The following is a 25,802-nucleotide window of genomic DNA, read 5'->3' on the forward strand; positions in this document are numbered from 1 at the left end:
CTGACGGCCTCGAGGCCTCATTAGGACGACAGATGAATGACGGAGCTCAATCCGACAATCGTTTTTTGCCGTCTACTGGAGGCGGGAGCAAGCAGGGAGGACGAGATGCAAACAATCTTCAGCATAGCCGTGGATGCGCTTGCCTATGGCATGGTGCTCTTCGTCATATCGATCGGCCTTTCGGTGACGATGGGACTGATGCGCATCGTCAACCTGGCACATGGCGCCTTCGCGATGATCGGCGGCTATGTGGCGTCCTATGTCGCGCGCGATCTGGGGCTCGGTTATGCGATCGCGATCGTCGTCGCGGTTGCCGTCACCATAATCATTGCCATTCCGATCGAACGCTTCCTCTGTCGACGCATCTATGGCGCGCGGGAGCTTACGCAAGTCCTGATGACGATCGGCATCACCTTCTGCATCATCGGCCTGGCGAACTACATCATGGGGCCGACGCCGAAAACCATTCCGCTTGCTGAGGCACTTCAGGGATCGGCCGACCTCGGCTTCCGTACCATTCCCATCCACCGGCTCTTTGCCATCGTCTGTGGTCTAGCCGTCGCTCTCGGCCTTTGGTTTGTGATCGACAGGACGAGCTTCGGCGTCAAGCTACGCGCCTCCGTCGACAATGCGGCGATGGCCGACGCACTCGGCGTTCGCACTGAGATTATCTATGCGGTCAGCTTCGGCGTTGCCGTCGGTCTTGCAGCGCTTGGCGGTGTCGTCGGCGCCGAACTGCTGCCGATTGAGCCCTATTATGCGCTCCGCTACATGGTGACATTCCTCGTCGTCGTCTCGGTCGGCGGTGCGGGCTCGATCCCAGGAGCGCTGCTTGCCTGCCTTCTGCTCGGCGCGATCGATACTACAGGACGTTACCTAATGCCGGAATTCGGCGAATTCTTCTTCTATCTCGCAGTTATCGCCATCGTCTGCGTCTTCCCGCGCGGACTTATTGGGAGGGTAAGATGACGCTCGCCACTTACACCAGCAGCAACGCAGATATTATGACAGCCGAGGCTTCCGCGCGCCAGCGCCGCTCGATCGGTCGCGATCTTGTCAGCGTTGCCGCAATCATCATGATCACCGGGCTCGGCATTCTTGTCTTTCCCGACAACCTCGCGCTGCTGACGCGCCTTATCGCCATTGCGCTGCTCGTGCTCTCGCTCGATCTCGTTACCGGCTATTGTGGGGTCGCCACGCTAGGGCATGCGGCACTCTTCGGATCCGGGGCCTATGCGGCAGGCATCCTTTCCGCTCACTACAGCATCAACGATCCGCTGCTCATGATGCTCGCAGGCATTTTTGGCGGCGCGTTGGCAGGCTTTCTCTGCGGCGCTATCATCCTGCGTGCCCACGGACTGCCGCAGCTCGTGCTTTCGATCGCCCTCATCAATCTCTTCCATGAGTTCGCCAACAAGGCTTCGTCGTGGACCGGAGGCAGCGACGGGCTTTCCGGGATCTCTCCTGGCCCCCTGCTCGGATATTTCGAATTCGACCTCTATGGCTACACGGCCTATGTTTTCGCCGTCGTCCTTCTGATCATCGTTTTCGTGATCCTGCGTCTGCTCGTCCGCTCCCCGTTCGGCATGCTCTGCCGCGGCATCAAGGAGGATCCGCTGCGCATCCGCGCCATGGGCGCCTCGCCAAGAGCTACACTTATCAAGGTGTATGTGATTTCCGGCGCCGTCGCTGGTATTGGCGGCGGGTTGAACGCCATCACCACCCAGGTGGTCGGCCTCGACAGCCTCTCCTTCACCCTCTCCGCAGAATCGCTCGTGATGCTCGTACTCGGCGGCACCGGTTCGCTCTTTGGCGCGCTCTCCGGCACTGTCATCTTCGTGCTCTTTGAGGATTATGTCTCGGCGGCCAATCCGTTCCATTGGCTGACCATGGTGGGCGCGCTCCTCATCGCCGTCGTTCTTTTCGCGCCGAAAGGGCTCTACGGCACAGCAGCCGCCTTCCTCGCCCGTCGCAAGGAAGCCAATTGATGAGCGCCGTCTTCGAGGTCAACAACCTGCGGAAGGCCTTCGGCGGCCTGGCCGTTACCAACAATGTCAGCCTTGCCATGGCACCGGGAGACCGTGTCGCGCTCATCGGCCCGAACGGTGCTGGCAAGACGACCTTTGTCAATCTTGTGACCGGTAACCTCCATCCCGATTCCGGAGAAGTCCGCCTCGGGGGCGAAACGGTGACGAAGGTCGACGCCATCGGCCGCGTCCGACGCGGTCTCGTCCGATCCTTCCAGGTCACCCGGCTCTTTCAGGACATGACGCCGGGCGAACATGTGGCGCTTGCGATCATGCAGCGCGACGGCCGCTCGGGACGGATGCTCGGCAATTTCCTCGCCATGCGGGATGTCATGGCCGAGGTTGGAGACCTGCTCGGAAAGCTCGGCCTCGGCTCGCTGATGCATCGCAAGGTCAGCGAGATCGCCTACGGCCAACAGCGTCTGCTGGAGATCGCCGTGGCGCTGGCGTTGAGGCCGAAGGTGCTACTGCTCGACGAGCCTGCTGCCGGGGTGCCTCAGAGCGATACCGGCCGCATCGAGCAGGCGCTGGCGGATCTTCCCGCCGACCTCGCCGTGCTCATGATCGAGCATGACATGGATCTCGTCTTCCGCTTCGCCAAGCGCGTCATCGTGCTTGCTGCCGGCACAATCATCTTCGACGGCTCACCCGCCGACATCACTAAGGATGCTCGCGTTCGCGAGGCCTATCTCGGGAGCTATGCTAATGGCAGCCACGCCGCTTGAGGTCGAAAATATTTCTGCCGGTTACGGTCCCACGCGCGTTCTCGACGGCGTCAGTTTCTCCGTTCCGGCCGGCGCGCGACTTGCCGTCCTCGGACGCAATGGCATGGGGAAGACGACACTGCTGGCCACGCTCGCCGGCCAGACGCGTCGCTATGATGGCCGTATCCGCCTCGGTTCGTCCGACGTCACCACGCTGCCGAGCGCATCGCGTGCTCACCGCGGTCTTGGCTACGTACCCCAGGCACGCTGCATCTTTCCGACGCTAACCGTCGAAGAAAATCTATTCGTCGGGCTCAAAGGCCGCCCGAAAAGCGCCCTCGAGGAAGCCTATGCCATGTTCCCCCGCCTGAAGGAACGCCGCAAGAACCTCGGCAATCAGCTTTCCGGGGGAGAACAGCAAATGCTTTCGACAGCGCGCACCATTCTCGGGCAACCCTCCGTGCTGCTGCTAGACGAACCCCTCGAAGGACTTGCGCCCGTGATCTGCGAGGAGTTGATGACCGCCTTCGCCGAACTTGCCAAGACCGGCGACATGACCATCCTCTTGGTGGAACAGCGCATCCAGAGCGCGCTGGATTTCGCCGATCAGGTCATCATCCTCGAGCGAGGACGGCTCGCCTGGAACGGCACGCCGGAGGCATTGTCAAGTGATCACGACGCCGTTGAGCGGCTGCTCGGGGTCGGAGGCCTGCACTGAGCGTGCTTCAGCCGGGTAGGGTTTAGGGGTGAGATCCCGCGCTTACTTCTTATCCATGGACAGATCAGATTTCAGGTCGATTCGACCTGAAGTCATCCGGCTCTGGGCTCCATGTCGCTCTTCACGAGGAATTGGCCGATTGTGTCTCGTTCTATTTGCGCGAGAACGCTATTTTCGTGTTTGGTTACGCGTTGGAGGAGCGAGGTATGAACGAGCAAGGACCTTCAAAGCGATCCAACGGGATCGCCGCCATCAGTGGGCCCTCAGATGGTTCTTCATTCGTACGATTTCATCCGCCAGCCATGGCAAGCATCGACCCCCCTTCATCTTCCAACCCTCTCGACAAGCTATTCCCTCAAATGCGGGAAGTTCACGATGAACTGAAACGATTAGGGGTGAAGCCCCTGTCGCAGCTTTCGGTGGAGGAGGTACCAGCACAGGCGGATGCCGCAAATGGCTTGGAACTCCAAGTGGCATGGACCGAGCCGCCGAGCTTCAAATCCAAGCGAGAGATGTCCCCATCCCATCAGCGAGCGGGCCGGTCCGGGTACGCGTCTCACGCCGGATGGAAGCGGAGGTCTGCACCCAGCCATCAGCTTTTTTTCATCGGGGCGGCTTCGTCATCGGCAATATCTAGACCTATGATCAGGCTGTGAGAAGACTTGCGCTTGGTTGGTGACGGTCGAGGCGATGATGATGAGCACGTTTGCAGAAGGTGTTGATTAACCTATCGCGTAACAAAGCTTAACATCGGCAAAATTGTTCCGTCTGCAGGGACCATGTTAGCAACAAGAGGCAAAGGTCACGCAAAAGATCGCAACGGGAACAACACCAAATGCTATTCAAGTTTCGTGCATCGAAATTAAGACTGCTATTCGCAGCACTCGCAACGACAGTCATGGTCGCATTTTCCGCAATGTCGACCATGGCCGCGGATAAAGTACGGATCTCCTATTCCACATGGGTCGGCTTCGGGCCGCTCTTCATCGCGCAAGAGAAAGGCTACTTCGCGTCAGAAGGATTGGATGTTGAATTGATCCCGATAGAGGACACCAAGTTGCGGTTCGCAGCCATGGCGTCAGATCAGATCGACTATCTGGTCACTTCCGTGGATACGCCTCCTCTCTATCTCACAGATACACAGGATTTCCGTTATCTCTTCGCACTTGACGAGTCGAACGGTGCCGATGGGATTGTTGCCAACAAGGATATTACGACGCTGGCCGACCTCAAGGGCAAGAAAGTCGCCTATGCCTCGGGCGCCGTGACGGAATTCTTTCTATACGTGCTCCTGAACGAAGCGGGGATATCGTTGTCTGATATCGAGCCGGTGAATATGGCGGCGAGTGACGCAGGTAGCGCTTTTATCACCAAACAGGTCGATGCCGCCGTCACTTGGGAGCCCTACCTGTCGCGCGGTGGATCGACGGACCATGGGCATATTGTTACCACGACCACCGCGCATCGAGGCCTGATTGTCGACGTACTCATTACTAGCGCCGCGAATGAGAAGGCTAAGGCCGATCAAATCGCGGCAATCTACCGCGCTTGGCGAAAAGCAGTCGACTTCATAGATACCGACCGTGATGAAGCCTTGCAGATCATGGGCCGCAACCTGGGTGGATGGCTGGAAGATCCTGCAGTAGTGGCGGATGTAATGTCCGGAATCAAGTTCATGAGCGCCGAGCGCAACGCGGAGTATTTTGGCACGCCTGATCAACCCGGCCTGATTGCTGGCGTGGCGCAAAAAGCGATCGATCTTTGGAGCGCGCGCGACAAGATGCGCGTCACTGTCAAAGGCAGCGATCTCGTGTCGTATGCGGCAACTCGGTGACACCCCGTGGGCAGGCCGGACCCCTCCCAGCCTGCCCAAATTGTAGCCAAGGTGGTAGGTCCTCATGAGTACTCTCTTCTCTCCAAAAAAATCAATCCCCTACGCGACTTACATTTCCCTCGGTCTGGCCAGCGGCGGCGCGTTGGCGTTGCTGTGGTGCAGCCTGACGTATGGAGGCATGGTCAGTGCCAACTTCATGCCCACACCAACGGCGGTATTCGTCGCCCTGGTAAAAGCCATGCAAACCGGCGCCATTTGGAAGGACATTTGGGCAAGCGCCTCGGTCGTCTATATGGGCTTCTTTCTTGCAGCCCTGATCGCCATACCCATCGGAGTACTGATGGGTAGTTTTCAGGCGGTTGCAGCGTTGATAGAACCGGTGACGAATTTTATCCGCTATCTCCCTGTCACCGCCTTGATCCCGCTGCTAATACTCTGGGTCGGCATTGGGATCGAGCAGAAAGTCGCCGTGATTTTAATCGGCGTCGTGTTCAACCTGACGATCATGGTTTCGGACGTTTCGAACCGCGTCAACATCGCCATGCTCGAGGCAGGGTATACACTTGGTGCGTCGTGTCCTCAGGTCGTCGGGCGCATCCTGTTTCCGGCTTGCCTGCCCGGTATCGTTGACGCCTTGCGGGTCAACATGGGCGTCGCTTGGACTTATGTCGTCGTCGCGGAACTGGTTTCGGCAAACAAGGGCCTCGGCTTTCTGATCTTGAACGCGATGCGCGGGCTGTTCACCGATGTGATCTTTCTCGGAATCATCCTTATTGGGCTTCTCGGCCTGTTGTCCGATCAGGCCCTCAAACTAGTAAAGCGGGTTTTCCTGCCTTGGTCGATCGACGGAGAGCTTTAATGGCCAATCTCAAGATTTCAGACGTCTCCTTGACTTTTCCGAGGAGGCACGGCGGGACCCATATTCAGGCGCTATCGCATATCTCGCTGAATATTCCCAGCAACCAATTTGCGACCATTGTGGGCCCCTCAGGTTGCGGAAAATCCACGCTGCTGCGCATCGTAGCTGGGCTGCAGGAGGTGTCTTCGGGCACCGTCAAACTTGGAGATGACCTGATCAAGGGACCGGGCGCTGATCGGGGTATGGTGTTTCAGAGTTACACGCTTTTCCCATGGCTTACCGTGCGCCAGAATATGGAATTCGGCCCCAAATTGGCCGGCAGGTCTGCAGCCGAACGGCGGGAGCAATCCGATTACCTGCTGGCGCAGACAGGCCTGACCAAATTTGCGGATACTTTCCCCAACGCCCTGTCGGGAGGCATGAAACAACGTGTCGCAATCGCCCGCGCGCTGGCCAACAACCCGCGAATGCTGCTGATGGACGAACCTTTTGGGGCACTCGACAGCCAGACCCGTGGTTTGATGCAGGAGCTGATCACTAACCTCTGGAGCGAGATGCACAAACAAATCCTCTTTGTCACCCATGACATCGAAGAGGCAGTCTTTGTCGGGCAGCGTATTTTCGTTATGAGCGCGCATCCCGGCCGCATTAAGGAGATCGTGGACGTCGATCTGCCCTACCCACGGTCGATAGAAACCCTGTCTGATCGCCTATTCATCCAAGCCCGGCAACGCGTGCTTTCTTCAATCCGCGAAGAAGTGCTCAAGGCGCATACGGTTTAGTACTATGGGCAGAAGTAAGTACGTCCGTATTTTGCCTGAAGGACGTAGCATGGTGTCGAACTGACTTAATCCGTCGTTTTGCGGATTGGGAGCATCCAGTTATGACACTCTCAAACAGCGGTCCAATCACTTCGTTTCCGAAAACGCTTTCGCCGCCGTTTCCGAGCTTTTGGCATGGGACGGACTCGCGGCACCGGTAACGAGTTGATGGCGATCAGCGCCGAACTATTCAGAACGGTCGATCGCAACACATGAATGCAGCAAGATTGGGTGATGCCGGCATCGGCGCAACACGGCATGTCGAAACCTGCGAGGTCGTTCGCGCTTCATTGCCAACTGTCAAGTTGACCGTGCTGCGCTGCTGGCTGAGATCGCATGTTGAGCTCTTATCGTAGGGATGACCTGCGTTGTTACATATCCGCTTAACAATCCTTCGAATCGTTAACATTGAAGCGGCTCAGAGCGACGAATAGCCTGATAGAAAGCAGAAAGGAAATGAGAACGTGGCGATTTCGAAAGAGACACTTGAAAAGCTTCGGCAGCGTTACTCGGGCCCATCTGAGCCTAGGATGAAAAATCCGGATTATCAGCGAGTTGCTGACAAGATCTTCTCCGGGCAGGGAAAGCGCGACCTTCCCTATGGTGGCATCCCGACACTTCTCGCCGCGCGACAACTTGGCGACCAGCAGAAAATCAGCGATCTCGATGTTGCGCTCTTTGGGGTGCCGATGGACCTTGGTGTGACCAACCGAAACGGTTCCCGGTTCGGCCCGCGCGCCCTACGTACCATCGAACGTATTGGGCCATATAACGAGGTTCTCAATTGCGCGCCGTTGCACGAAATGAATGTCGCCGATATCGGCGACGTGCCGTTTCAAAGCCGGTTCGACCTGGCACAAAGCCACAGGGATATCGAAGCGTTTGCGCGCAATCTGGTAGCACAGGGCGTTATCCCGATTGCAGTGGGTGGAGACCATTCGATCAGCCATCCGCTCTTGCGTGCTGTCGGTGAAAAGGTGCCGGTCGGCATGATCCACATCGACGCACATTGTGATACGGGCGGTTTTTTTGATGGTGAAAAGTTCCACCACGGCGGCCCATTCCGTAACGCGGTCCTTGACGGCGTGCTTGACCCCACGCGGGTGGTACAGATCGGAATACGTGGATCGGCGCGCTACATCTGGGACTTTTCGGACGTGTCGGGAATGACAGTCATTCCGATGTCGGATGTGGCCGAACAAGGCACCGCAGCCATCATCAAGCAAGCACGGCGCATCATCGGCGACGGCCCCACCTACCTTTCATTTGATGTCGACAGTATTGACCCGGCTTTCGCGCCTGGCACCGGTACACCGGAAATCGGCGGCTTGACAACGCGCGAGGCGTTGGACTTGATCCGGGGCATGCAGGGGACCAACCTTGTTGGAGCAGATGTGGTCGAGGTTGCCCCGACCTATGACGCCACGACGAACACCGCCCATGTCGGCGCGCAGATACTCTTTGAAATTCTCAGTCTCATGCAGTTCAGCCCCGCGCTCACCGCGCGCGGGTCGTCGTACTTGCTGATGGGCCGGAGTTCCCGGGAAGTATCCCCCGGCACCGACCTCGAAACGTCATGCGCCGCTGTTCCATCCGGCAGCGCTGGGCAATGAACTAGTAGGCAAACCGCATTGTCGTTCCGGTCAAGTTTCTGAGGGAGAGCCTCGTGCTGTTTCGAGACGACCAGGCGAGCGGGGGGTCTGATTGTCCGCATTGATCGTGGCGCGGACCTTTGACGGCCGGCTAGAGGACAACGGGCTGCGTTGCCCGTCCCACGGTTGGCACTTCTGTGGTTGCCGCCGGTTTGGCAAGAAGTTTCTGACCTTCTTTGACGTGTGATCGAGTGCGGTCTTCTGTCAGGCCCTTCGTTGCGGCGCTTGCAAAGGCCGCCGGCCGGTATGGTGATCTGCGGAGCGAGTCCAAATCTTAAACCCGAGCTTGCAGGCTCAAAGTGCCAAACTGGTTTTCCCGTTCCCGATCGGTTCGATCATGCGCCCATTCAGGTCTCGACTTTTCACACCTCTTTGCCAGTCCTGGTTATCCGCAGCAGTTTCCTTTCACGCCGCCATTGCCGAGCTGGGTCTCGATAATCTTCCTGCTTCGTCAGCATGGCCCATATTGTCCGAGCCATCTTGTTCGCCAGTGCGATCGCCACCAGCATGCGCGGCTTCTTCGCGAGCATCCGCGAAAGCCACGCTCCTTGTACTGGCGGTTTGCGACCCGCCCAACTCAGGCGCGCCATTGCCCCGATGATCAGGAGCCTGCGGATGTCGGCCTGACCAGCCTTCGACACCCGGCCAAGCCTTTCTTTCCCACCAGAAGAGAACTGTCGTGGAACGAGGCCGAGCCACTTCTTTCGCGAACTCCGCGCGCCAGAGACGCACGTTTTTTGCCGCCAAGGGGATTGTGGGAGATTGACATTGACCCGGTGCACACGGCCTTCCTGCACCGCTCCATGAGGGAGATCCAGCTGACAGGTAGTAAACAGTTGCGTGACAAGGTCGCGGACACCGACATCCCGATGAAAGCGGATTATGGCTTACGCATCTTGTTGCGCTGCGTCATCAGGAAATGGCGAAACGCACACGCGAGTTACCAACCAGTCCTACCCGAGGCGATCCGCATCCGGTGAGTCGCGGAATTATCATCACCCAGTGTCATTTACCGGTCAATGACGACAACTTGCTATTGGGTATTCAATGTTCACCCGCTTCGACAAGCTAAACGACAACGAGCTGATGCGCGCACATGGCCAGGAACAGGCGACCGCGATCCATAACGTCATGGTTGGACATCGACGGCCACGACCAATGGGCTGTGGAAAGCCCGGGCGTATTTTCGGCCGGACCAAGGAACAGCTTGACAGGACGGAGGTGACGATAATCAAGTATCACTGCATGATGCGCGGCAACAGCGATTCCCTGCCAATGCTAAATGGCGTTGGTCCCAAAGCAATCTATGGCCCGGTCGCCAATGACACCGTGGTGTAGGAACTGTGCACGTACCGAGAGTGACCGTGAACGAAGGTCAGCTTTTAGCGATCGGGTGCAGTGCCTGATTGTTGCGCACATGCGTCCGCGCGGCTCATTCCTGCCGCGCCCCGTTGGACCAAAGGACAAGTGGCGATGAAAAACGACAGGACAACGTGGCATTCCACATGTTTGAAAACGTCGATCCGAGCCTTGAGCATTCTCAGGCGAGAACGCCGGGCCGGCCTATCCAGACCCGAGACCTCGCACAGGAATATCAGTTTCTGGCGGCGACCTGTTACGGAGAACTTGAAAAGGTGATGAAACTGCTGCGGCCTGATCGCCAGGCCCTGGACACATTTGGTGACACGTTTCTCGAATACCTGTGCCAGATCCGCTGCGAGGAATGGATGCGGTATCACCTGATGGTTTCGGAATGGGAGCAGGCCGAATATTTCGGATTGCACTGACATGCCCCATTTCATCGCTGAGCATGGCAATGCTCTTCCAACTATAGAGGATAGACAGGTAGCGCTGAAATTGCTTGCCGATGTCGGCAGCAACTGTGGGTTCATCAAGATCGGTGAAATGGTGGCTCCCTGGTTGGGCGCATCCGCATTGCGATTGCGAACGCGATTGTCGATTTGCCCCAGTTGCAGCTGGAAAAAACCATACGGCTGTTTAAGGATCGCTCGCCATACACCTCCATCTCGGTCGAGGTGCAGCCCTATCATCTCATTGAAGAATTGGTGCGGAACGGAAGCGTCGATGTGGGCATCTCTGTGCACCAGAAAGAACTGGACGGCACGGACCGACAAATTCTAGCAACAGAGCGGATCGGGCTTTTCTGCGGAAGCGAGCATCCCCTGTTCGACGAGGAGTTGAATGAGGCTTCCATTCACCGGATCAACAAATGTGAACGCTGCTTCCGCGAATACATCCGTTTTTCCGATGGTCGCCGGCGAAAGCCTGTGGAAGTCAACACTTCCCGGGCCAATGATTTGGAAGCGGTCGCGATGATGGTGTTGAGCGGCCGTTACCTTGGCTTTCTGCCGCTCGACTTTGCGGCACGGTGGGTCAAGTCCAGCAAGATGAAAGAGATACTACCAGGACATTACGGGTATGAAAGTTCAATTGTCTTACTGACAAAAAAAGACAAGCGCTACTCAAAGGCTGTGCAGCGTTTTTTAGACGACTTGTATGCAGTCGTCAGTGCGAAATAAATGAAACATTAAGTATCGATTGTCGGAACGGCGCAAATCGAGAGCTTGGTGCAGGAACATTTCGTCCAGGATTGTGGGATAGGCGAGCCACCGCGAAAGACGGGCGACTGAAATGACAGAAGGGAAGGCGTGGTCTTCCGATGAAAACTGCTCGCGTACATGAGGTATGCCGGCTAGCTTGAGGCGGCCCGCAAGTCGCGGTTCAGCATGAACTCACACTTCCAACGTGATGCCGAACTTGGCAAGTAACTTCACCGCGTTCGCATAGGTTGTACGCACCTGAAGTTCCGTGTGGAAAAGTCACTCGCCTTTCCCGTCAAATCCACGGGTGCCGGACCTCTCAAATTCCCTTTCTCGTCCTGACTGAGCTGGCCCGATACGTATAGCACCCGCCCTGACCGCAGTGCATGGCCATAAGCTTCTTCGCATGGTACGCCAAAATAGCCGGCCTTTTTTCAAGGTATTCTCTGCCGCTCGTCCTTGACTTTTCTTCTACCTTCTGCAGTCCCGAACGCCGGGGGGAGTTATCGATCACCAGTACTATCCGACGCCCCGAACTCAAAGGGCAATCGTGCAGAAGTGATCCCGCAGAAATACAGTCAGTTTCGCTGCATGCGGCTGATGCCGACGAGGGAAGCCTAGTCTATATCGTACCTACTATCTTTGGTTGGCGAAAGCTGTGAGAAGGTTCTTTTCCTGGAACTGCGGGCGATCTTTGTGCAGTCCGATCAGAACCGGTCGATGTAGCTGCGGAGGCCTTCTGCGAAAGAAGGGACGTGGACATGTCCAATGTGTCATTCGAACTCGATAGTCCAAACGGGTACCGCCTTTTGGGACGCATCGAGCAGCCGCAGGCAACCCCTCGGGGTTGGGCACTCATTGCGCATTGTTTCACATGCGGAAAGGACAGCTTGGCGTCGGTGCGATTGGCACGGGCCCTCGCCCTCATCGGCATCGGAGTGCTCCGGTTCGACTTTGCCGGAATTGGATCCAGCGGCGGCTCATTTTCCGAGGGCACGTTTGCTGCCGATGTCGATGATCTCGTCGCCGCCGGCGCAGCCATGGCGGAAGCCGGGATGGAGCCGGCACTTCTCGTCGGACACAGTCTGGGCGGTGCAGCTGCGCTGGCAGCTGCCGGCAGGATGCCCACGATCCGGGCCGTCGCAACGGTCGGTGCGCCCTCCGATGTGGCGCACGTCCTCCATCAATTCACTCCCGAAAGTCTTACGCGCATCGAGAAAAGTGGTGAAGCCGAAGTGTACTTAGCTGACCGGCCTTTCATCGTTCGCAAGACGTTCGTCGAGGATATCCGCCAGCACGACCTCGAAGCACACATTGCCCAACTGCGTCGCCCTTTGTTGGTTCTGCATGCCCCACGTGATAGCACAGTGAGTATCGAAAATGCGTCCCGCATCTTCGCAGCGGCCAAGCATCCAAAGAGCTTCGTTTCGCTAGATGACGCGGACCATTTGCTCACCCGCCGCGCCGACGCCGACTATGCGGCAACGATCATCGCAGCCTGGGCGTCACGCTATCTCCCTTTGCTCGTCGATGATCTGCCGCAGGTCGAGGAAGCAACCGGCGTCGTCGCCGAGGAGACAGGTCACGGGCTCTATCAGCTTGCCATTCGTAGCGGTCCGCATCGGCTCCTTGCTGATGAGCCGGAGAACGCTGGTGGGACGGGAACTGGATTGTCGCCCTACGAGCTGATTTCTGCTGGCCTCGCCGCCTGTACAACGATGACGATGCGAATGTATGCTGAGCGCAAGGGATACCCCTTGGAGCACGCCCGAACGGTGGTGGTTCACTCCAAGCGTCCCGAAGAGACGCCTGCGGATCTTTTCGTCCGCACGGTCACCTTGGTGGGTCCGCTCGAAGAGGAGCAGCGCAAAGCCATACTTGAGATCGCGGACCGCTGTCCCGTCGATCTCACACTCGTCCGGGGCGCTGACGTCGAAACCAGTCTCGTTCAAGACAATCTGACCAATGTCCCGACCCCGGAGATTAGAGACCGGGAGCCGCCGCGTCATTGACAGAGCCAGTCTTCCTCATTCGTGCGCGCATGACCTACATCTCCGATCCAAAAACGATGGCGCTGCAGAGGAGGTTTTTAACATCCGAAGAGATGACAAAAAAATCCACCGCAGGAAAGCCTTCCATGCCCAATCCACTCGGCAACTCGCGACGATTGCTCGGCCTGCAGCTCTCCGATAATCAGCGATTTTGGACGTCGTGGGCCGTTGACTGGCCAGCCTGACGCGGGTCCAAATACCCGGCTTTCAGCCAATGATCGTGAATACAATTGATGCTGAAGGCGCAACTCTTGAATTTGCTTTTAGCACGACGATGACCTCCCCCATCGGAGATTGCCGAGAAGACTTCGCAACCGATTGCGGCTGCGGCTTGTGCGATTATGCCTCCAATAGAAAGGCCGGCCATGTGAAAGTCATTGATCTTCAGTTCGGACAACACCGAAAGCACATCACGCGCCATTTCATCGATCGTGTAAGGATCGGCGGATGAACTAGGCCGGGTTTGCTGGAGGCTCCAACTTCTGAGAAAGTGGAACCGATATGCGGGAGCGTGCTCCCGAAGCGGGTTAATGTTATCTGGAAGGCGCTGGTCTGGACCGTTGAGTTAGCGCTCAAGGGCGGCAAGCCCAACCAGCGCGATCTGCGCATCGTGATCGGGCGTGTCGAAACTGGCGCCAATACCGCCGATGGTCTGTCCGTCGACGAGAATCGGAAGACCGCCTTTCATCTCGATGAAATCGTGGGCGGTCACAGCAGCAATGCGGCCATTGTTGATGGCGTTTTCGAGTGCTTCCGTGGGTTTTCTAAAAAGAGCGGCAGCACGCGCCTTGCCTGGGGCCAGCTCCACGCTAGCGAGATAGGAGGCGTTGTCCATCCGCAGCAACAGGATCGGCCAGCCGCCGTCATCGACGACCGCGATGACGCCAGCCAAATGTTGTCGTTCGGCTTCCGCCTTTGCGGCTTCGGCAATTTTCTCAGCGGCGGCAAGCGTCAGAACCCTCTTTTCCAGGAACTGTGCTGTCGCCGGCTGTATGTTGCTAGCGATTCCGAATAGACCAACGCCTATGGCGTACCCGATTGATCGATGCATGAAGTCTCCCTCGATAGTGAACAATACGGGCTGGGCGTATCGTTATTTGAGCGTGCTCAGATAGGCGATGAGATCGCCTCGCTGCTGCTCATCCTTGATTCCGGCAAAGGGCATCGTCGTGCCGGGAACAGCCTTTTGCGGAGCTGTGATAAAAGCATCCAGAGACTGTTCATTCCAGGTCACGCCAGCGGCCTTCATCGCACGGCTATAATGATAGCCCTGCGCAGAGCCCGCTTGCCGTCCAACGATACCAAGCAGTCCTGGTCCGGTCCGATTGGTACCGTCCTTGGCGTGGCAGGCTGCGCATTTGGCAAATACCTGTTCGCCTCTTGTCGCATCGCCAGCAACCGCCAAACTGAGGTTTGCGGAAGTCATAAAAAAAGCAGCGGCCGCACCGATTGTTCGACACACAGAGCGCATGGTTGAATCCTCGTACATAGAGAGTTGCTTTTTGGATTAGAGCATCCGTGGATTTGCCGCATAGCGCAGGAGATCGTCTCCAAGACGCAGCGACAACGCTCCTAAAGGACCGGTCGGATTATAGCCGGAATTGAAGGGATAGACTGAAGCACCCACCACGAAGAGATTTTCCGCGTCCCAATGCTGGAGATGGGGGGATACGACACTTGTGTGCGGGTCGGCGCCCATGACGGTGCCACCGGTCACATGCGTTGTCTGGTAAACCCTTGCGTCATAGGGGCCCTTCCGCGGGGATGGCGTTCCAACAATATCGGCACCACTTGCCTTGGCAACCTCCACAGCCTTCTGCGTGAGATATTCTGACATTCGCAATTCGTTTTCACGAAGATCGAATGTCATTCGCAGCAAGGGCTGACCGTAGGCATCGCGGTATGTCGGATCGAGGTCGAGATAATTCTCCCGATGAGGATACCAGCTTCCGTGAACGTAAATGTTGAAGCTGTGCGAATACCAGTCCGCATTGGCTTCCTTCCAGGCGCTACCCCAACTTGGCGTGCCCGGCGGCACAAGACGTTTGAGGATAGGACGACCGCTGGTGACATTCGAATAAATGTAGCCACCACCAAAGAAGCCCAAGCCGCTGTGATCGAAATTGTCGCCGTTGAATTCGTCAATGCAGGTTTGCGAGGCACCGGAGGCGAGAAAGGGATTGATCCAGCGTTCCTTGAAATGGACATTCACGCCCGACATGGTTTGGTGGCAGAAATTCTTGCCGACCACACCCGCACCGGTCTCCGGGTCGTAGGGCTTGCCGATGCCGGATACGAGCAGTTGCTTGGTGTTTGCCATTGTGAAGGATGCAAGGACGATGATGTCGGCCGGCTGCACATGCTCCTCGCCGGTGGAAAGATCGATATAACGAACACTGCGGACGCGCTTTGCTTTCTTGTCGTAGTCGATCCCCGTGACATGCGAGAAAAACTTGAGTTCAAAGTCTTTTCGCTTCTGCAGAATTGGATAAAGCAGCACCTGAGGGCTGGCTTTGGCATTCGACTCGCAAATGAAGCGTTCGCAGTGACCACAGAACTGACATTGCCCAAGTTCGACGCCATCAGGATTCGTGTAGGCGCCCAGCGAATTGGCTGCAGCCATCGGAAACGGCTTGTAACCAAGGCTCTCCGTCGCCTTCGTGAAAATCAGTCCGGCTTCGGTCGGAGGCAGTGCAGGCTGCGGATACTCACCCTGTCGCGGTGCCTCGAATGGATTGCCGCCGGGTTGGATCTTGCCCTGGATGTTGCCGGCTTTGCCCGAGATCCCAAACAGGTTCTCCCATAATGTATGATAGGGTTCGAGCTCTGCATAGGTGACGCCCCAATCCTGCACCGTAATTTCCGCAGGAATGGCCTTTTTGCCGTATCGAGATTCAAGCCGGGTGCGCAGGATTGGATCGTACTCCGCCCATCGCCAAGTTTGGCCGTTCCAATGGTTAGCTGCGCCTCCCATGCCTTCGCCAGGAAGAAACGCCTCTAAACGACGGATCGGGAAAGCTTCCTCGCGACGCGAATGCCGCAATGTATAGGTCTCAAGAGACCAATTCTGGATCAGCCCCGCATGAACATCCCACCTCAATTCATCGCGTTGATTTGGGAGTTTGGCTTCCGCTGCCCCAGTGTGATCGCCTCCACGTTCCAAAACCAGGACATCAATCCCCTTGGCAGTCAACTGCCTGGCAACCAAGCCTGCCGTGAAGCCTCCGCCACAAATAACGACGGTTCGCTGCTTCGAAATCTTCGCCATAACCGACCTCCTCAGCTAAAATCTGCAATCGCCTTTGGATCGCGCGCACCTGGATATGGCCGACCGCGAAATTGGATCATGTCGTCGGCATACACCGCAGGCAGACCGGGGTAGCCGATCATCCTCCAGAACACCTTGCCGACATTGCCGCCATAGATCGGGTCGGCGAAGCAGGCCTGAACAAACAACGGATAGATGAGTTCATTGAACCAAGGCCCGAGCGGAAAGGTCGTACCCTGTACCTTGTTGGCAGCAATCTCGTGCAAAAAGCCGTCTGCTTCTTCAGGTTTCAGCTCGGCGAAGTTACGCCCAAACTTGGCAAGCGCTGCCTCGTTCGCCGTCGCAACCCCGGCTTTAAAATAATTTTCAGGGGTGAGCGGCAATTGATAACCATATTGCGGTTTCCCCGGTTTCCAGGGCCCTTGCATGTAGAGCCGCTCGCCCTTCCCGAAACCACCTGAGAGCTGTCGATCGAAATAAATTGCCAGCCCGCAGTCGACGCCGTTCGGCGTAAGTTTGTCGGCTGGACACATAACGTTGACCAAGGCTTCAACAAAACTTGCTTCGTTGGGTCCGAATGACAGGTATCCCGCCTCGGGGGCAGGTAAGTCTTGAGAAGGATTTTCGCCGGCTGGGTCGCCCGCTTCGACTTTGGTCTCCTCTGCGGCGACCACTGGTGCCGAGAAAGAGACCGTGCTGGTAACCAAGGCAACCCCTCGCAGAAAGCCGCGGCGATCCAGTCGGTTGGAAACGGGCTCGTCACTCATCGATTTCTCCCAAAGAATGCAGCTGAGGATCAAAACTTCGGCGCTGGATCGATGACGAAACAGCCGATGAGATTTGTAACGGCGAAGCCACGATCGAACGCGTAAATTTCCGTGAAAATGCGCGAGCATCCGTAAACGTCGGAACCCGATCCGTCGCGCTCGCCGCGTCTGGGTCAGTCTGCAATTGGCCTGCCGACTGACCGAGCTCGACAACGACGTCCCCGCAGAAAACCTGGGCGTAGTCCGTGCAACGGTGGTCTCGCAAGGTGTTAGGTTGGGATCTCAGCGATTGCGGCATCCTATTGGCGCCGCGCGGCAGCCAAGTGAGTGATCGACCGCTCCATACTGCTTAGGCAATCGCTTTGGAAAGCATTTAAAAAGCAAAGTTACTAAGTTCAGGATGGCCCTCAGGGCGGCGCCGTACGGGCCACGCAAGCGTTCGCTGGCTCTTGGCAATTGGATGTTCGTTGACGGTGGCGAAGCGCCAACGTATCAACCGTTCCTGATCGATTTCCCAATTGTCGTTACCATACGCTCTGTACTAAGTGCCGATGGTGTCGGAGCGTTCATAAGCCGAGTTGTTGTCGATTGCCCGAGAAGCTCCAGAGTTTGGTGATCAGCCGATACTCGACCAGTTCAGCCCATTGACGCATGAGCGAGGCCTCGATCGCCACACGCCCTGCGAAAAAGACCGTGCCGTGGCGGTCCAGGTAAAGTGCGGCAAAACGGTGCGGCGTGACATTGCAAACATGCGAGGAGTGCTCGGCTCAACGCTGGGTGGCGAGTTTATCGTTGTCATAAAGTGTAAGTATAATTTATGGGCGCGATCTGGACATCGGCGGCGCTCAACACACACGCCTTGACTCGAGCAACTTAAGTAGATCCTTTGCCTCCCGCAGATCGGCGGTCTCGAACCCCTCGGTAAACCTGCCGAAAACGTCCTTCAAAAGACGTCGGGCCTCGTTGGCACGTCCACGACCCGACCACCAGCGGCTCAACAAAATCGCGGAGCGAAGTTCCCATCCCAGCGCCGACTGTTGGCGCGCGCAGTCGAGAGAGTTGAGGAGACAGGTTTCTGCCGCATGCCAATTATCCGGGGAGGCGCTCAAGAGCACCAGGGCCTGGGCGCGCAGCAAGTCGGGGAGTTCGAATGTCCCGGGGCCAGACGAAGCCTCATTCGCCAGCGCGTCAATAATCAACGCTGCTTCTGCCGAGTGCCCAGTACGCGCCAAACCCTCCGACAAGGCGCGTGAGATCGTGGATGCGAGAATGTAGCGCCTTTCCATCCGCATGGCGGACAGCGCGGTGCGCAAGATCTCGACCGCGAGCTCAACGTTACCTCTCCGCAGCATGAGATCGCCTTTCAAACCTAGGCCACCCGCTTTGTAGAAGGGCAGGGAATACCTGGTGGCATTCGCGATCAGCCGGTCGATTAACTCTTCCGCGATCAGTTGATCGCCCCGCCACAGAAAAATCGGTGCGCTGTATAAAAGGCAAATACAAAGCGACACGGGATGGTCCTGTCTGACGGCTACCTCGATACCTTGATGCGCGAACTCTGCAGCCTGATCCGGAAAGCCCCGACACCATAATGTTCGAGCAAACCCGATCAAAGCCCGCACTTGATGGTCGTATCCAAATGAATGCACGTCACTGATCCCGGCCGTGGCCGCATGCTTGAAGCCCCGTTCGTAGCTCTCATGGGCTAATGATTGGTTCCCCACCAGGTGATGGCTGGCGCCGAGCATCCACTCAGCCAGAACCATCTCCCGCGCGCGCCCGAGATTTCTCGCCTTCGTCGCATAGCTTTCAGCGGCTGCCAACGATCCGCCTTGGTCCGCGACTCGAGCGCCATAAAGGTTTAATCCCGCAAGCAGCTCGAGTTGATGCTCGACGTCATCCAAGGACTCGGCCAGCACAAGCCCGCGATCCAAGGCAGCCTTGACTTCTTCACTGTCACTGTGAGCATGATTTGATGAAACGGCTAACGCCAACTGTAGCTTCAATTCGATCAATGATCCGAGATCTTCCTCCGGCAGGGATTGAAGCGTCTGCAGTGACCACCGTCTGCACTCACGCAACATCGACATGCCCAAAAATAGAGGGACTGCCCCGGCACCGAGCGGTACGGAGGCGGACCGATCTCCCGATGGCGAATAACCCCATTCGAGCGCTGCCCTGATATCGCCGACGTGTTGGGAGTACAGGGTTAGATTGCGATTGTTCTGGAGCCTGCTCGCCGTCCCGGCAAGGCGTTCCGCATAATACAACGCATGCCTCCTCGCTGTAGCATTGGTTTCACCCTGCTCCAGCAGCTTGCCTGCAGCATAGGCTCGCGTCGTGTCGAGAAGCTTGTAAAAGGTTGCCTCGTCGTTCCGGGATACCGAAATCAACGACTTATCCAACAAATCTGCAAGGGCATTTGCAACACGAATTCCATCGCCGTCGAGGTAGAGCAACAAGGCTTGCACCATCTCGAGGGTGAATGCGCCAACGAAGATGGATAGGGTTCTGAATACCGCCTGCTCGAACTCCGGCAGAAGATCGTAACTCCAGTCTAACATGGCCTCGAGGGTTTGATGTCGGGGCACGCTCCGTCGCCTTTGCCACAGCAACATCACGCGATCGCCAATCAATCGCCCCAAGCCTTGAATGCCATATGTACTCGTTCTGCACGCAGTCAGCTCGATGGCTAGCGGCATCCCATCGAGCTGCCGGCAAATTTCCGCAATTATCGGCGCCTCATCATCGGTAAGGGGGGAGCGATATCCACCGGCGCTAGCTCGATCCATGAAGAGTTGTACCGAGGACCAGGCGATCGCCTCGGATGCAGTCAGCGCAGAAAGATTGTCCATGGGAATGTCGAGCGGCTGGAGGAGGTGGACGAATTCATCGTCGACCCGTAACGCTTCGCGAGACGTGACGAGAATGCTTACCGAAGCGGCGGCTCGGAAGATCTGTTCCGCCAATGTTGCAACCGAGCCAATCACATGCTCACAGCTATCGAGAATGATGAGGATTTTTTTATCTGCAAGGCAGGCGATCAGTGTTTGCAGTGAGACCTGCGTCTGCTCGAAGCATCCAATCGCCCCCGCGATCGTAGTAATCACGAGTGAGCTGTCCCGGATGACACTGAGGCCGACGAACAAGATGCCATCGGCGAAGTCTGCCGCCAATCTGTGTGCAACAGCGATAGCCACGGTTGTTTTCCCGACTCCGCCGGGGCCGATGATGCTGACAAACCCGCGGGAGATAACCTCCGAGGAAATCGTCGCGATGCTCTCGTCTCGGCCGACCATCCGCCGCAAACTCGCAGGCAAGGTCGACTCCCCGATGCGGCTAACCGGCGCAGCCGCTGCCGGCCCTGGCTGCTTCAAACCGCGGATCGGGGCGACAAAACTGTAGCCTCTACCCGGCACATTTGTGATGTAGCGCGCGCCACTCTGACCGTCACCCAGCGTCTTTCTGAGCGCCGCTACATGCACTCGGAGACTGGTTTCTTCGACGATGACGTCTGGCCAAGTTCGCTTGATCAACTCTCTATGGCTAACAATCTCTCCCGCCTGCTCAACCAGGGCGATGAGTATGTCGAGGGCACGACCACCGAGAACAACCGGATCGCCGTTTCTCAACAACAGCCTCTCGGAGGCGATAATGCAAAAGGGCCCAAACTCGAACATCTCAGGTTCGTCAACGTTCTTTTGCATGCGCACCCTTCCCGTTTAACCAACATAAGTCGGACTTGTCCGGGAACACCGGCGACCGGCTCCGCGAAATTGGTGGTAATCGTCCTGTGTACGTCGATTGAGGCGGCAGGTGTTCAAGGCTCACGAAGAACAATGCGATTGCCGGCATCGTTAAGCTCATAACAGTGGTTCGCGGTATCTGTCTTTGAGTGGAAAGAGAGCCGCACCGCTGACCAAGCCCGCAGCGGGTAAATGCGGGTGCGTTCAGGTCAGGGGTCGCGGCGATTACCCAGGCGGCCAGGGCTGGCGAGAACGCGCCTGCGACAAGGGTGTATAACAATGAGATCGCAGCGGCGGGGATGCGCGTAGGGAAGATCTCAGCCAATGCCGACAAGAGGGGGCCGACATACGTCGCAGTCACCAGACCAAAGCATGATTGGACAACGGTCAGGGGGGTGACGGATGGAAAGTCCACCAGGAACACGAGCGCGGAGAAGGTGAGCAACAAGTGGGCGGCAGTCGAAATCACGAACAATGGTTTGCGGACAAATCGGTCTGAGACAGCGGCCAAAACGGGCGTCGTTGCTATTATCAAACAAGTCGACACGACTAATGCGCCCGAGCTCGAAAGGCGCAATTCGTGGGCCGCAAGGGACGGCATGTAGACGAACAACACGTTTCCTGCGATCATATATATCGTCAACAGGCCGAATGCGAGCAATAAGTAGCGACTGGGATGCTGCAAGGCTCTGTCTTCAGACCTCGAAAGCCTTTTGCGCGCTTGTAGGAATACTCCCGGCTCGGGAACCTTCGGAGAAAAGATTAACTTGCCCATGGTAACGGCAAGGACGCCATAGATAAAAAAAACATACAGCTCCAGCACGTTACCGATCGTGGCAGCGATGATAACGCGCCAATGCATGGCGCCGGGCGCATCGTTTTGGAGAAGTTCTGGATCAGGCATACGAGGCAGTCCGAATGGCGTCTATTGGAGGATCCGCGAAGCTATTGGGCGCCCTATAGTGAGCGGCCCCCCCCCCAGAAGCTTGCATGTAGCATCCCGGTCAGCTTCCGATGCAGCCTGGTGCGCAACCCGATCCTGGCAATGTTCGTTGCTCGTACGTCGGCTGAGCTCCATCTCATCACCTCATAATGTAGCCGCGGCGAATCGACCTAGACTAACGGTTTGAAACTCCGGCAACGTATGCAGGCAAAACGCTTTTCGGCCGAGTACCAACCAAAATCAACAAGCATAAATGCCGGATAATTCCGGCTTTGTTGCCTCGTCGTGATCTAGCTCGTCGGCTAACCGCGGTGAAGTGCGTGGCGAAGATCTTCTTGGTAGGACTGTTGCTCACGAAGTGGTGGTCCGGATCATGTGCATCGCCCTTGATTTTGCAGAGTTCTTTCTGCCTTCCTATTTTCTTACTTGACCAAGGCTCTCCAATTTTGCCTTAGTGGCCTTTCGACCGCCAAAGCTCATGGGAGATCCGCAGCAAGTCCAGGAAATCTCGGTCATGAGGGCGCTCGTACGAACGCCCTCAGCCATTAGCGCATCTTAGGCGACAAGCCTTGATCTCTCATGGCGTGGAATGAGCGTAAAACGGGCAATGTAACGCTCTAGTGTATTGCTCTCCGCAGCGAGTCGAGCGCAAGCGCTCGTATTATCCTGCACCATTATGGCATTCTTCTGCGTAACTTCGTCCATGATATTAACGGCGGAGGCGACTTCTTTGAGGCCCGACGCTTGTTCGCCAGTCGCGATAGCGATGGCATGCATGTGTTCGTTCAGCGTATCGATCAATTGTCCAATTGCTATTAGAGCGTCCCCCGCATCTTTCACCCGCGCTACCCCACCGGAGACTTGTTCGGTAGACACGCCGATCAGCTGCTTTATTTCACGAGCGGCGGTGGCCGCCTTCTGAGCCAGTTCGCGCACCTCCTGGGCGACAACTGCAAATCCTTTCCCAGCGTCGCCCGCGCGTGCAGCTTCTACCCCCGCGTTGAGAGCAAGGAGGTTCGTCTGGAAAGCGATGGTGTCGATCAACGTGGTGATCATGGAAATTTGCTGTGATGAGCTCTCAATCCGGTCCATCGCGCTGAGCGCCAACTTGACGATCGTAGCCGACTCTGAGGCTCTTTGGTTCGCAGCCGAAGCCGCCTTTTGGGCTTCCGAGGCTCGTTGCGCCGAGCTGGTGCAATTGGCGGCAATTTGGTCGAGTGCCGCCGCAGTCTGTTCCAAGGACGCGGCCTGCTGTTCGGTTCGATGCGCGAGGCCCTCAGAGGACAACGTTAGCTTTCCTGAGCCATCGTTTATTGACCTTGTGCTGGCAGCCACCGCCATGAGGACGCGCGACAGTTCTGCAATTGAACTGTTAAAGTCCTCTCGCAAGGTCTCGAACTCTCCCGAGAATGGGTGATCGAGGTGAAAGGAAAGATCGCCGGTCGAAAGCGCACGCAATCCGGCAGCGATACTCGATGTGGCGAAGGTCATCTCCTCGGTGCGTTTGCGTTCAGCCGCGTGCCGCGCACGAACCTCTTGGTCGGATTTGGACCTTTGCAGGACGGCTTCACCTTCCAGCCTGCTCTTCTCAATCGCATTTTGACGAAAAACTTCAACGGCCGCAGCCATGGCGCCGATCTCGTCGCGGCGTTGCAAATATGGAGCTGCGATTGAAGTGCTTCCCGCAGCCAGTGAATTCATGACCTGGGTAATGCGTCTTAGAGGATTTGCAATTCTGATGACGCATATACCGAAGATTGCGGAGATCACCAGCAGGCAGCAGCCGATCGTACCACAAGTCCAGTAAAGTGTGCGCGCGTAGACGTCCTCGCTTGTCCCCAAGGCTTCGGATGTTGTTTGCTCGTTGTAAGCGAGGAGCTCTTCGAGCGCTCGCGTCACTCTTTGGACGGCCGGACCTGTGTCATCTAAGAGGATCGTTTCAGCTTGTTCTTTGGTCGTCGCGTTAGAAAGGTCGGTTGCGACCAGATCGTAGTTCGCCACTGCCGATTTTACGGACGCAATCAGATCTTTGCCGCGCTGGGTCACAAACGCGGGAGCATAATCATCGAGCTCCTGTTGCAGCTTTCTGCGCGCTCGCGCCATATCATCGGCTGCTTGACTTTTTGCCGCGGGCGTATCGGCAATTACGAAGCGAGAGGCTGTAAAGCTTGCCCGTTCGAAGGCGACCTCCAGACCTTTTCCCGCCATAGCCTTAGGCAGCTTGTTTTTGCCAATGAAATCGGTTTGATCCTTGAGATAAGACATGCCCATGATCGAAATAATCGCCGAAATCACAAACATGCTGGCGATCAACCCGAGTAATCCACTGAGCAATGTTCTGATAGAAATGGGGGGCATTTGGAGATCCTATCTAAGTTGTTGCGATAGGCGAGAAATATGGCCGGAATGACTAACAGCGTTTTAACGAACATCCGTCATTAACAGATTTTCACGTTATTTAATAAGGGCTTAGATATTTATATTCCTATGTGCGACTCCAGAGTGGAGGACGCGAAAATCTAGCATTCGCCATCAAATATTTAGGCCGGATGGCTGGTCCTCTTTGCTGGCAGCAACCAGGTCGAGCGTCTCGATAGGCGCTCGTCTTCCATCGGGCTTGCAGCGATAGTATGTCACCTGAGCTTCCCGCCGCGTGGTTACGAGACCTCGCGGGCGCAAGCGGGCGAGGTGCCTCGCGGTTGCCAGCTATGTCACCCGACGATCTTGCAGAGATCGGCAAACATTCAGCGCTTGGACAAGCGCCGCCGGAGGATTGCTAGGCGCGTGAGCGAGATGGCCACAGAGCAGCGCTGCCCGTTGGTCAAGTTTCTTACTCGTGGCAGTCCACTCGTCACCGCACGTCGCGATCGACATCATGCCCCGGCCCCATCCCCGAAAGAGCATGTGTGGGCACGGACGGGCGGTGATTGTCATCCATAGTCTGTCCCTCGATCACAGCGCGTTGCTTCGCTATAAAGGCCGCGCACAATGTCATGAACGCGTTAACACGCGGGGTCCTCCGGATATCGGGATGGGTCAGCAACCAAAGGTTTGACGACAAAGACGGCTCGATTGGGCCGATGCGAACAAGCCCTGGGTGAAGATCGCCGAGCATGCACGGCAGATAACCGACACCGACATTTTCCGCGATCGCCGCTGCCGCCGCCTCAACAGAATCAACTCGATAGGCCGCTCTCGACTGAGACGGGTTACCGTCAATGAGCGCGTTGGCCTTTAGCACACAAAGCGCTCCGCCGAAACTGACCCAATCGATCGTAGGACAAAGATGGAGGGAGTCTGGATGGTCTCTCCAAACGCGCTTGCAGCCGTATAGGGCCCAGCCGATGGAGGAGATCTTTTTGCCGATCAGGCTTTCTGGAGGAGCATCCGTTGCTCGCAGTGCGATGTCAGCTTCGCCGCGGGCCAAGTTGAGCGATGCGTTTCCGATGAGGACTTCCACAGTGATAGCGGAATAGGTTTTCCGGAATTCTGCAACTAACGGCGTCAGAATATGAAGCGCTAGCGAATCGCTGGTGGCGACCTTTACGTGACCGGAATATTTGTGAACACGGCCACTGATGCGGTGCGAAACGCTGACAATATCGAGTTCAAGTCGTTTGGCGAGCGCGATGACCTCGACGCCTGGCTCCGTAGCGACGTAGCCGGTCCTGCGCCGTTCGAACAAAGCTACGCCCAATATGGCTTCGATCTGAGTGAGCCGCCTTGCGATTGTGGAAGTGTTGACGCCTGTCATCGAGGCGGCCGACGCTAGACTCCTGGCGTCGCCGATTGCCTTGACAATGCGGAAGTCGTCCCAGGACAAACCATTGAGAACGTCACTGCGGATCACG

At 56.9% G+C, this 25,802-nt stretch carries 22 protein-coding genes and 2 pseudogenes; 13 read left to right on the forward strand and 11 right to left on the reverse strand.

The window, feature by feature from the left end:
- Nucleotides 1–105: 105 nt before the first annotated feature.
- The 8 genes from ACPYOJ_RS11060 (at nt 106) to speB (ending at nt 8,576) form a co-directional block, all read left to right on the forward strand.
- The gene (locus ACPYOJ_RS11060) at nt 106–969 is read left to right on the forward strand and encodes a branched-chain amino acid ABC transporter permease (RefSeq protein WP_481416295.1); all 864 of its coding nucleotides are present in this window, start codon (nt 106–108) and stop codon (nt 967–969) included.
- Between the two features lie 35 nt (nt 970–1,004).
- Nucleotides 1,005–1,988, forward strand: a complete 984-nt coding sequence (locus tag ACPYOJ_RS11065; RefSeq protein ID WP_481416331.1) for a branched-chain amino acid ABC transporter permease — start codon at nt 1,005–1,007, stop codon at nt 1,986–1,988.
- Complete coding sequence (locus ACPYOJ_RS11070; protein WP_481416296.1) at nt 1,988–2,752, forward strand: ABC transporter ATP-binding protein; 765 nt, start codon at nt 1,988–1,990, stop codon at nt 2,750–2,752. Before ACPYOJ_RS11065 ends, ACPYOJ_RS11070 begins: the two co-directional genes overlap by 1 nt.
- Nucleotides 2,733–3,449, forward strand: coding sequence for an ABC transporter ATP-binding protein (locus ACPYOJ_RS11075; RefSeq protein WP_481416297.1), 717 nt, complete (start codon nt 2,733–2,735; stop codon nt 3,447–3,449). The genes ACPYOJ_RS11070 and ACPYOJ_RS11075 overlap by 20 nt, the downstream gene beginning before the upstream one ends.
- Nucleotides 3,450–4,284: 835 nt before the next feature.
- Entirely contained in the window at nt 4,285–5,283 is a 999-nt protein-coding gene (locus tag ACPYOJ_RS11080) for an ABC transporter substrate-binding protein (protein WP_481416298.1), read from the forward strand.
- A 64-nt stretch (nt 5,284–5,347) separates the two neighbouring features.
- Nucleotides 5,348–6,142, forward strand: a complete 795-nt coding sequence (locus tag ACPYOJ_RS11085) for an ABC transporter permease (protein ID WP_481416299.1) — start codon at nt 5,348–5,350, stop codon at nt 6,140–6,142.
- Nucleotides 6,142–6,924 (forward strand): ABC transporter ATP-binding protein, encoded by a 783-nt coding sequence (locus ACPYOJ_RS11090; protein ID WP_481416300.1) that lies wholly within the window; start codon nt 6,142–6,144, stop codon nt 6,922–6,924. The genes ACPYOJ_RS11085 and ACPYOJ_RS11090 overlap by 1 nt, the downstream gene beginning before the upstream one ends.
- 503 nt (nt 6,925–7,427) lie before the next feature.
- A complete protein-coding gene (speB, locus tag ACPYOJ_RS11095; protein WP_481416301.1) occupies nt 7,428–8,576 on the forward strand; it encodes an agmatinase in 1,149 nt (382 codons plus the stop codon).
- A gap of 401 nt (nt 8,577–8,977) precedes the next feature.
- On the opposite strand, the pseudogene ACPYOJ_RS11100 reads toward speB, so the two are convergent.
- Nucleotides 8,978–9,313 (reverse strand): annotated as a pseudogene (locus ACPYOJ_RS11100) (transposase); the annotation flags it as partial.
- A gap of 349 nt (nt 9,314–9,662) precedes the next feature.
- On the opposite strand from ACPYOJ_RS11100, the gene ACPYOJ_RS11105 reads away from it, so the two are divergent.
- The 5 genes from ACPYOJ_RS11105 (at nt 9,663) to ACPYOJ_RS11125 (ending at nt 13,678) form a co-directional block, all read left to right on the forward strand.
- Nucleotides 9,663–9,953 (forward strand): hypothetical protein, encoded by a 291-nt coding sequence (locus tag ACPYOJ_RS11105; protein ID WP_481416302.1) that lies wholly within the window; start codon nt 9,663–9,665, stop codon nt 9,951–9,953.
- A 167-nt stretch (nt 9,954–10,120) separates the two neighbouring features.
- A complete protein-coding gene (locus ACPYOJ_RS11110; RefSeq protein ID WP_481416303.1) occupies nt 10,121–10,402 on the forward strand; it encodes a hypothetical protein in 282 nt (93 codons plus the stop codon).
- Nucleotides 10,403–10,531: 129 nt separating this feature from the next.
- Nucleotides 10,532–11,155 carry a substrate-binding domain-containing protein gene (locus ACPYOJ_RS11115; RefSeq protein ID WP_481416332.1) on the forward strand — a complete coding sequence of 208 codons (624 nt, stop codon included), beginning with the start codon at nt 10,532–10,534 and terminating at the stop codon, nt 11,153–11,155.
- Between the two features lie 782 nt (nt 11,156–11,937).
- Nucleotides 11,938–13,188: a bifunctional alpha/beta hydrolase/OsmC family protein gene (locus tag ACPYOJ_RS11120; protein ID WP_481416304.1), complete on the forward strand. Its 1,251-nt coding sequence runs from the start codon at nt 11,938–11,940 to the stop codon at nt 13,186–13,188.
- Between the two features lie 253 nt (nt 13,189–13,441).
- Nucleotides 13,442–13,678, forward strand: a complete 237-nt coding sequence (locus ACPYOJ_RS11125) for a hypothetical protein (protein WP_481416305.1) — start codon at nt 13,442–13,444, stop codon at nt 13,676–13,678.
- Between the two features lie 114 nt (nt 13,679–13,792).
- On the opposite strand, the gene ACPYOJ_RS11130 is transcribed toward ACPYOJ_RS11125, so the two are convergent.
- The 10 genes and pseudogenes from ACPYOJ_RS11130 to ACPYOJ_RS11175 all read right to left on the reverse strand — a co-directional run bounded on the left by ACPYOJ_RS11130 (nt 13,793) and on the right by ACPYOJ_RS11175 (nt 25,801).
- Entirely contained in the window at nt 13,793–14,278 is a 486-nt protein-coding gene (locus tag ACPYOJ_RS11130) for a GlcG/HbpS family heme-binding protein (protein WP_481416306.1), read from the reverse strand.
- A 42-nt stretch (nt 14,279–14,320) separates the two neighbouring features.
- Nucleotides 14,321–14,716, reverse strand: a complete 396-nt coding sequence (locus tag ACPYOJ_RS11135) for a c-type cytochrome (protein WP_481416307.1) — start codon at nt 14,714–14,716, stop codon at nt 14,321–14,323.
- Nucleotides 14,717–14,734: 18 nt separating this feature from the next.
- Nucleotides 14,735–16,495, reverse strand: coding sequence for a GMC family oxidoreductase (locus ACPYOJ_RS11140; RefSeq protein WP_481416308.1), 1,761 nt, complete (start codon nt 16,493–16,495; stop codon nt 14,735–14,737).
- 11 nt (nt 16,496–16,506) lie between these two features.
- Complete coding sequence (locus tag ACPYOJ_RS11145; RefSeq protein ID WP_481416309.1) at nt 16,507–17,262, reverse strand: gluconate 2-dehydrogenase subunit 3 family protein; 756 nt, start codon at nt 17,260–17,262, stop codon at nt 16,507–16,509.
- Nucleotides 17,263–17,635: 373 nt separating this feature from the next.
- A pseudogene (locus tag ACPYOJ_RS11150) lies at nt 17,636–17,791 on the reverse strand (DUF1348 domain-containing protein); the annotation flags it as partial.
- Between the two features lie 37 nt (nt 17,792–17,828).
- Nucleotides 17,829–17,972: a DUF1348 family protein gene (locus tag ACPYOJ_RS11155; RefSeq protein WP_481416333.1), complete on the reverse strand. Its 144-nt coding sequence runs from the start codon at nt 17,970–17,972 to the stop codon at nt 17,829–17,831.
- A gap of 135 nt (nt 17,973–18,107) precedes the next feature.
- Complete coding sequence (locus tag ACPYOJ_RS11160; protein WP_481416310.1) at nt 18,108–20,969, reverse strand: ATP-binding protein; 2,862 nt, start codon at nt 20,967–20,969, stop codon at nt 18,108–18,110.
- Nucleotides 20,953–21,912, reverse strand: coding sequence for an MFS transporter (locus ACPYOJ_RS11165; protein WP_481416311.1), 960 nt, complete (start codon nt 21,910–21,912; stop codon nt 20,953–20,955). Before ACPYOJ_RS11165 ends, ACPYOJ_RS11160 begins: the two co-directional genes overlap by 17 nt.
- A gap of 594 nt (nt 21,913–22,506) precedes the next feature.
- Complete coding sequence (locus ACPYOJ_RS11170; protein ID WP_481416312.1) at nt 22,507–24,309, reverse strand: HAMP domain-containing methyl-accepting chemotaxis protein; 1,803 nt, start codon at nt 24,307–24,309, stop codon at nt 22,507–22,509.
- Nucleotides 24,310–24,802: 493 nt separating this feature from the next.
- The gene (locus ACPYOJ_RS11175; protein ID WP_481416334.1) at nt 24,803–25,801 is read right to left on the reverse strand and encodes a LysR family transcriptional regulator; all 999 of its coding nucleotides are present in this window, start codon (nt 25,799–25,801) and stop codon (nt 24,803–24,805) included.
- Nucleotide 25,802: the final 1 nt, after the last annotated feature.

It is taken from the genome of Rhizobium sp. SVR5-9E, assembly GCF_056755095.1.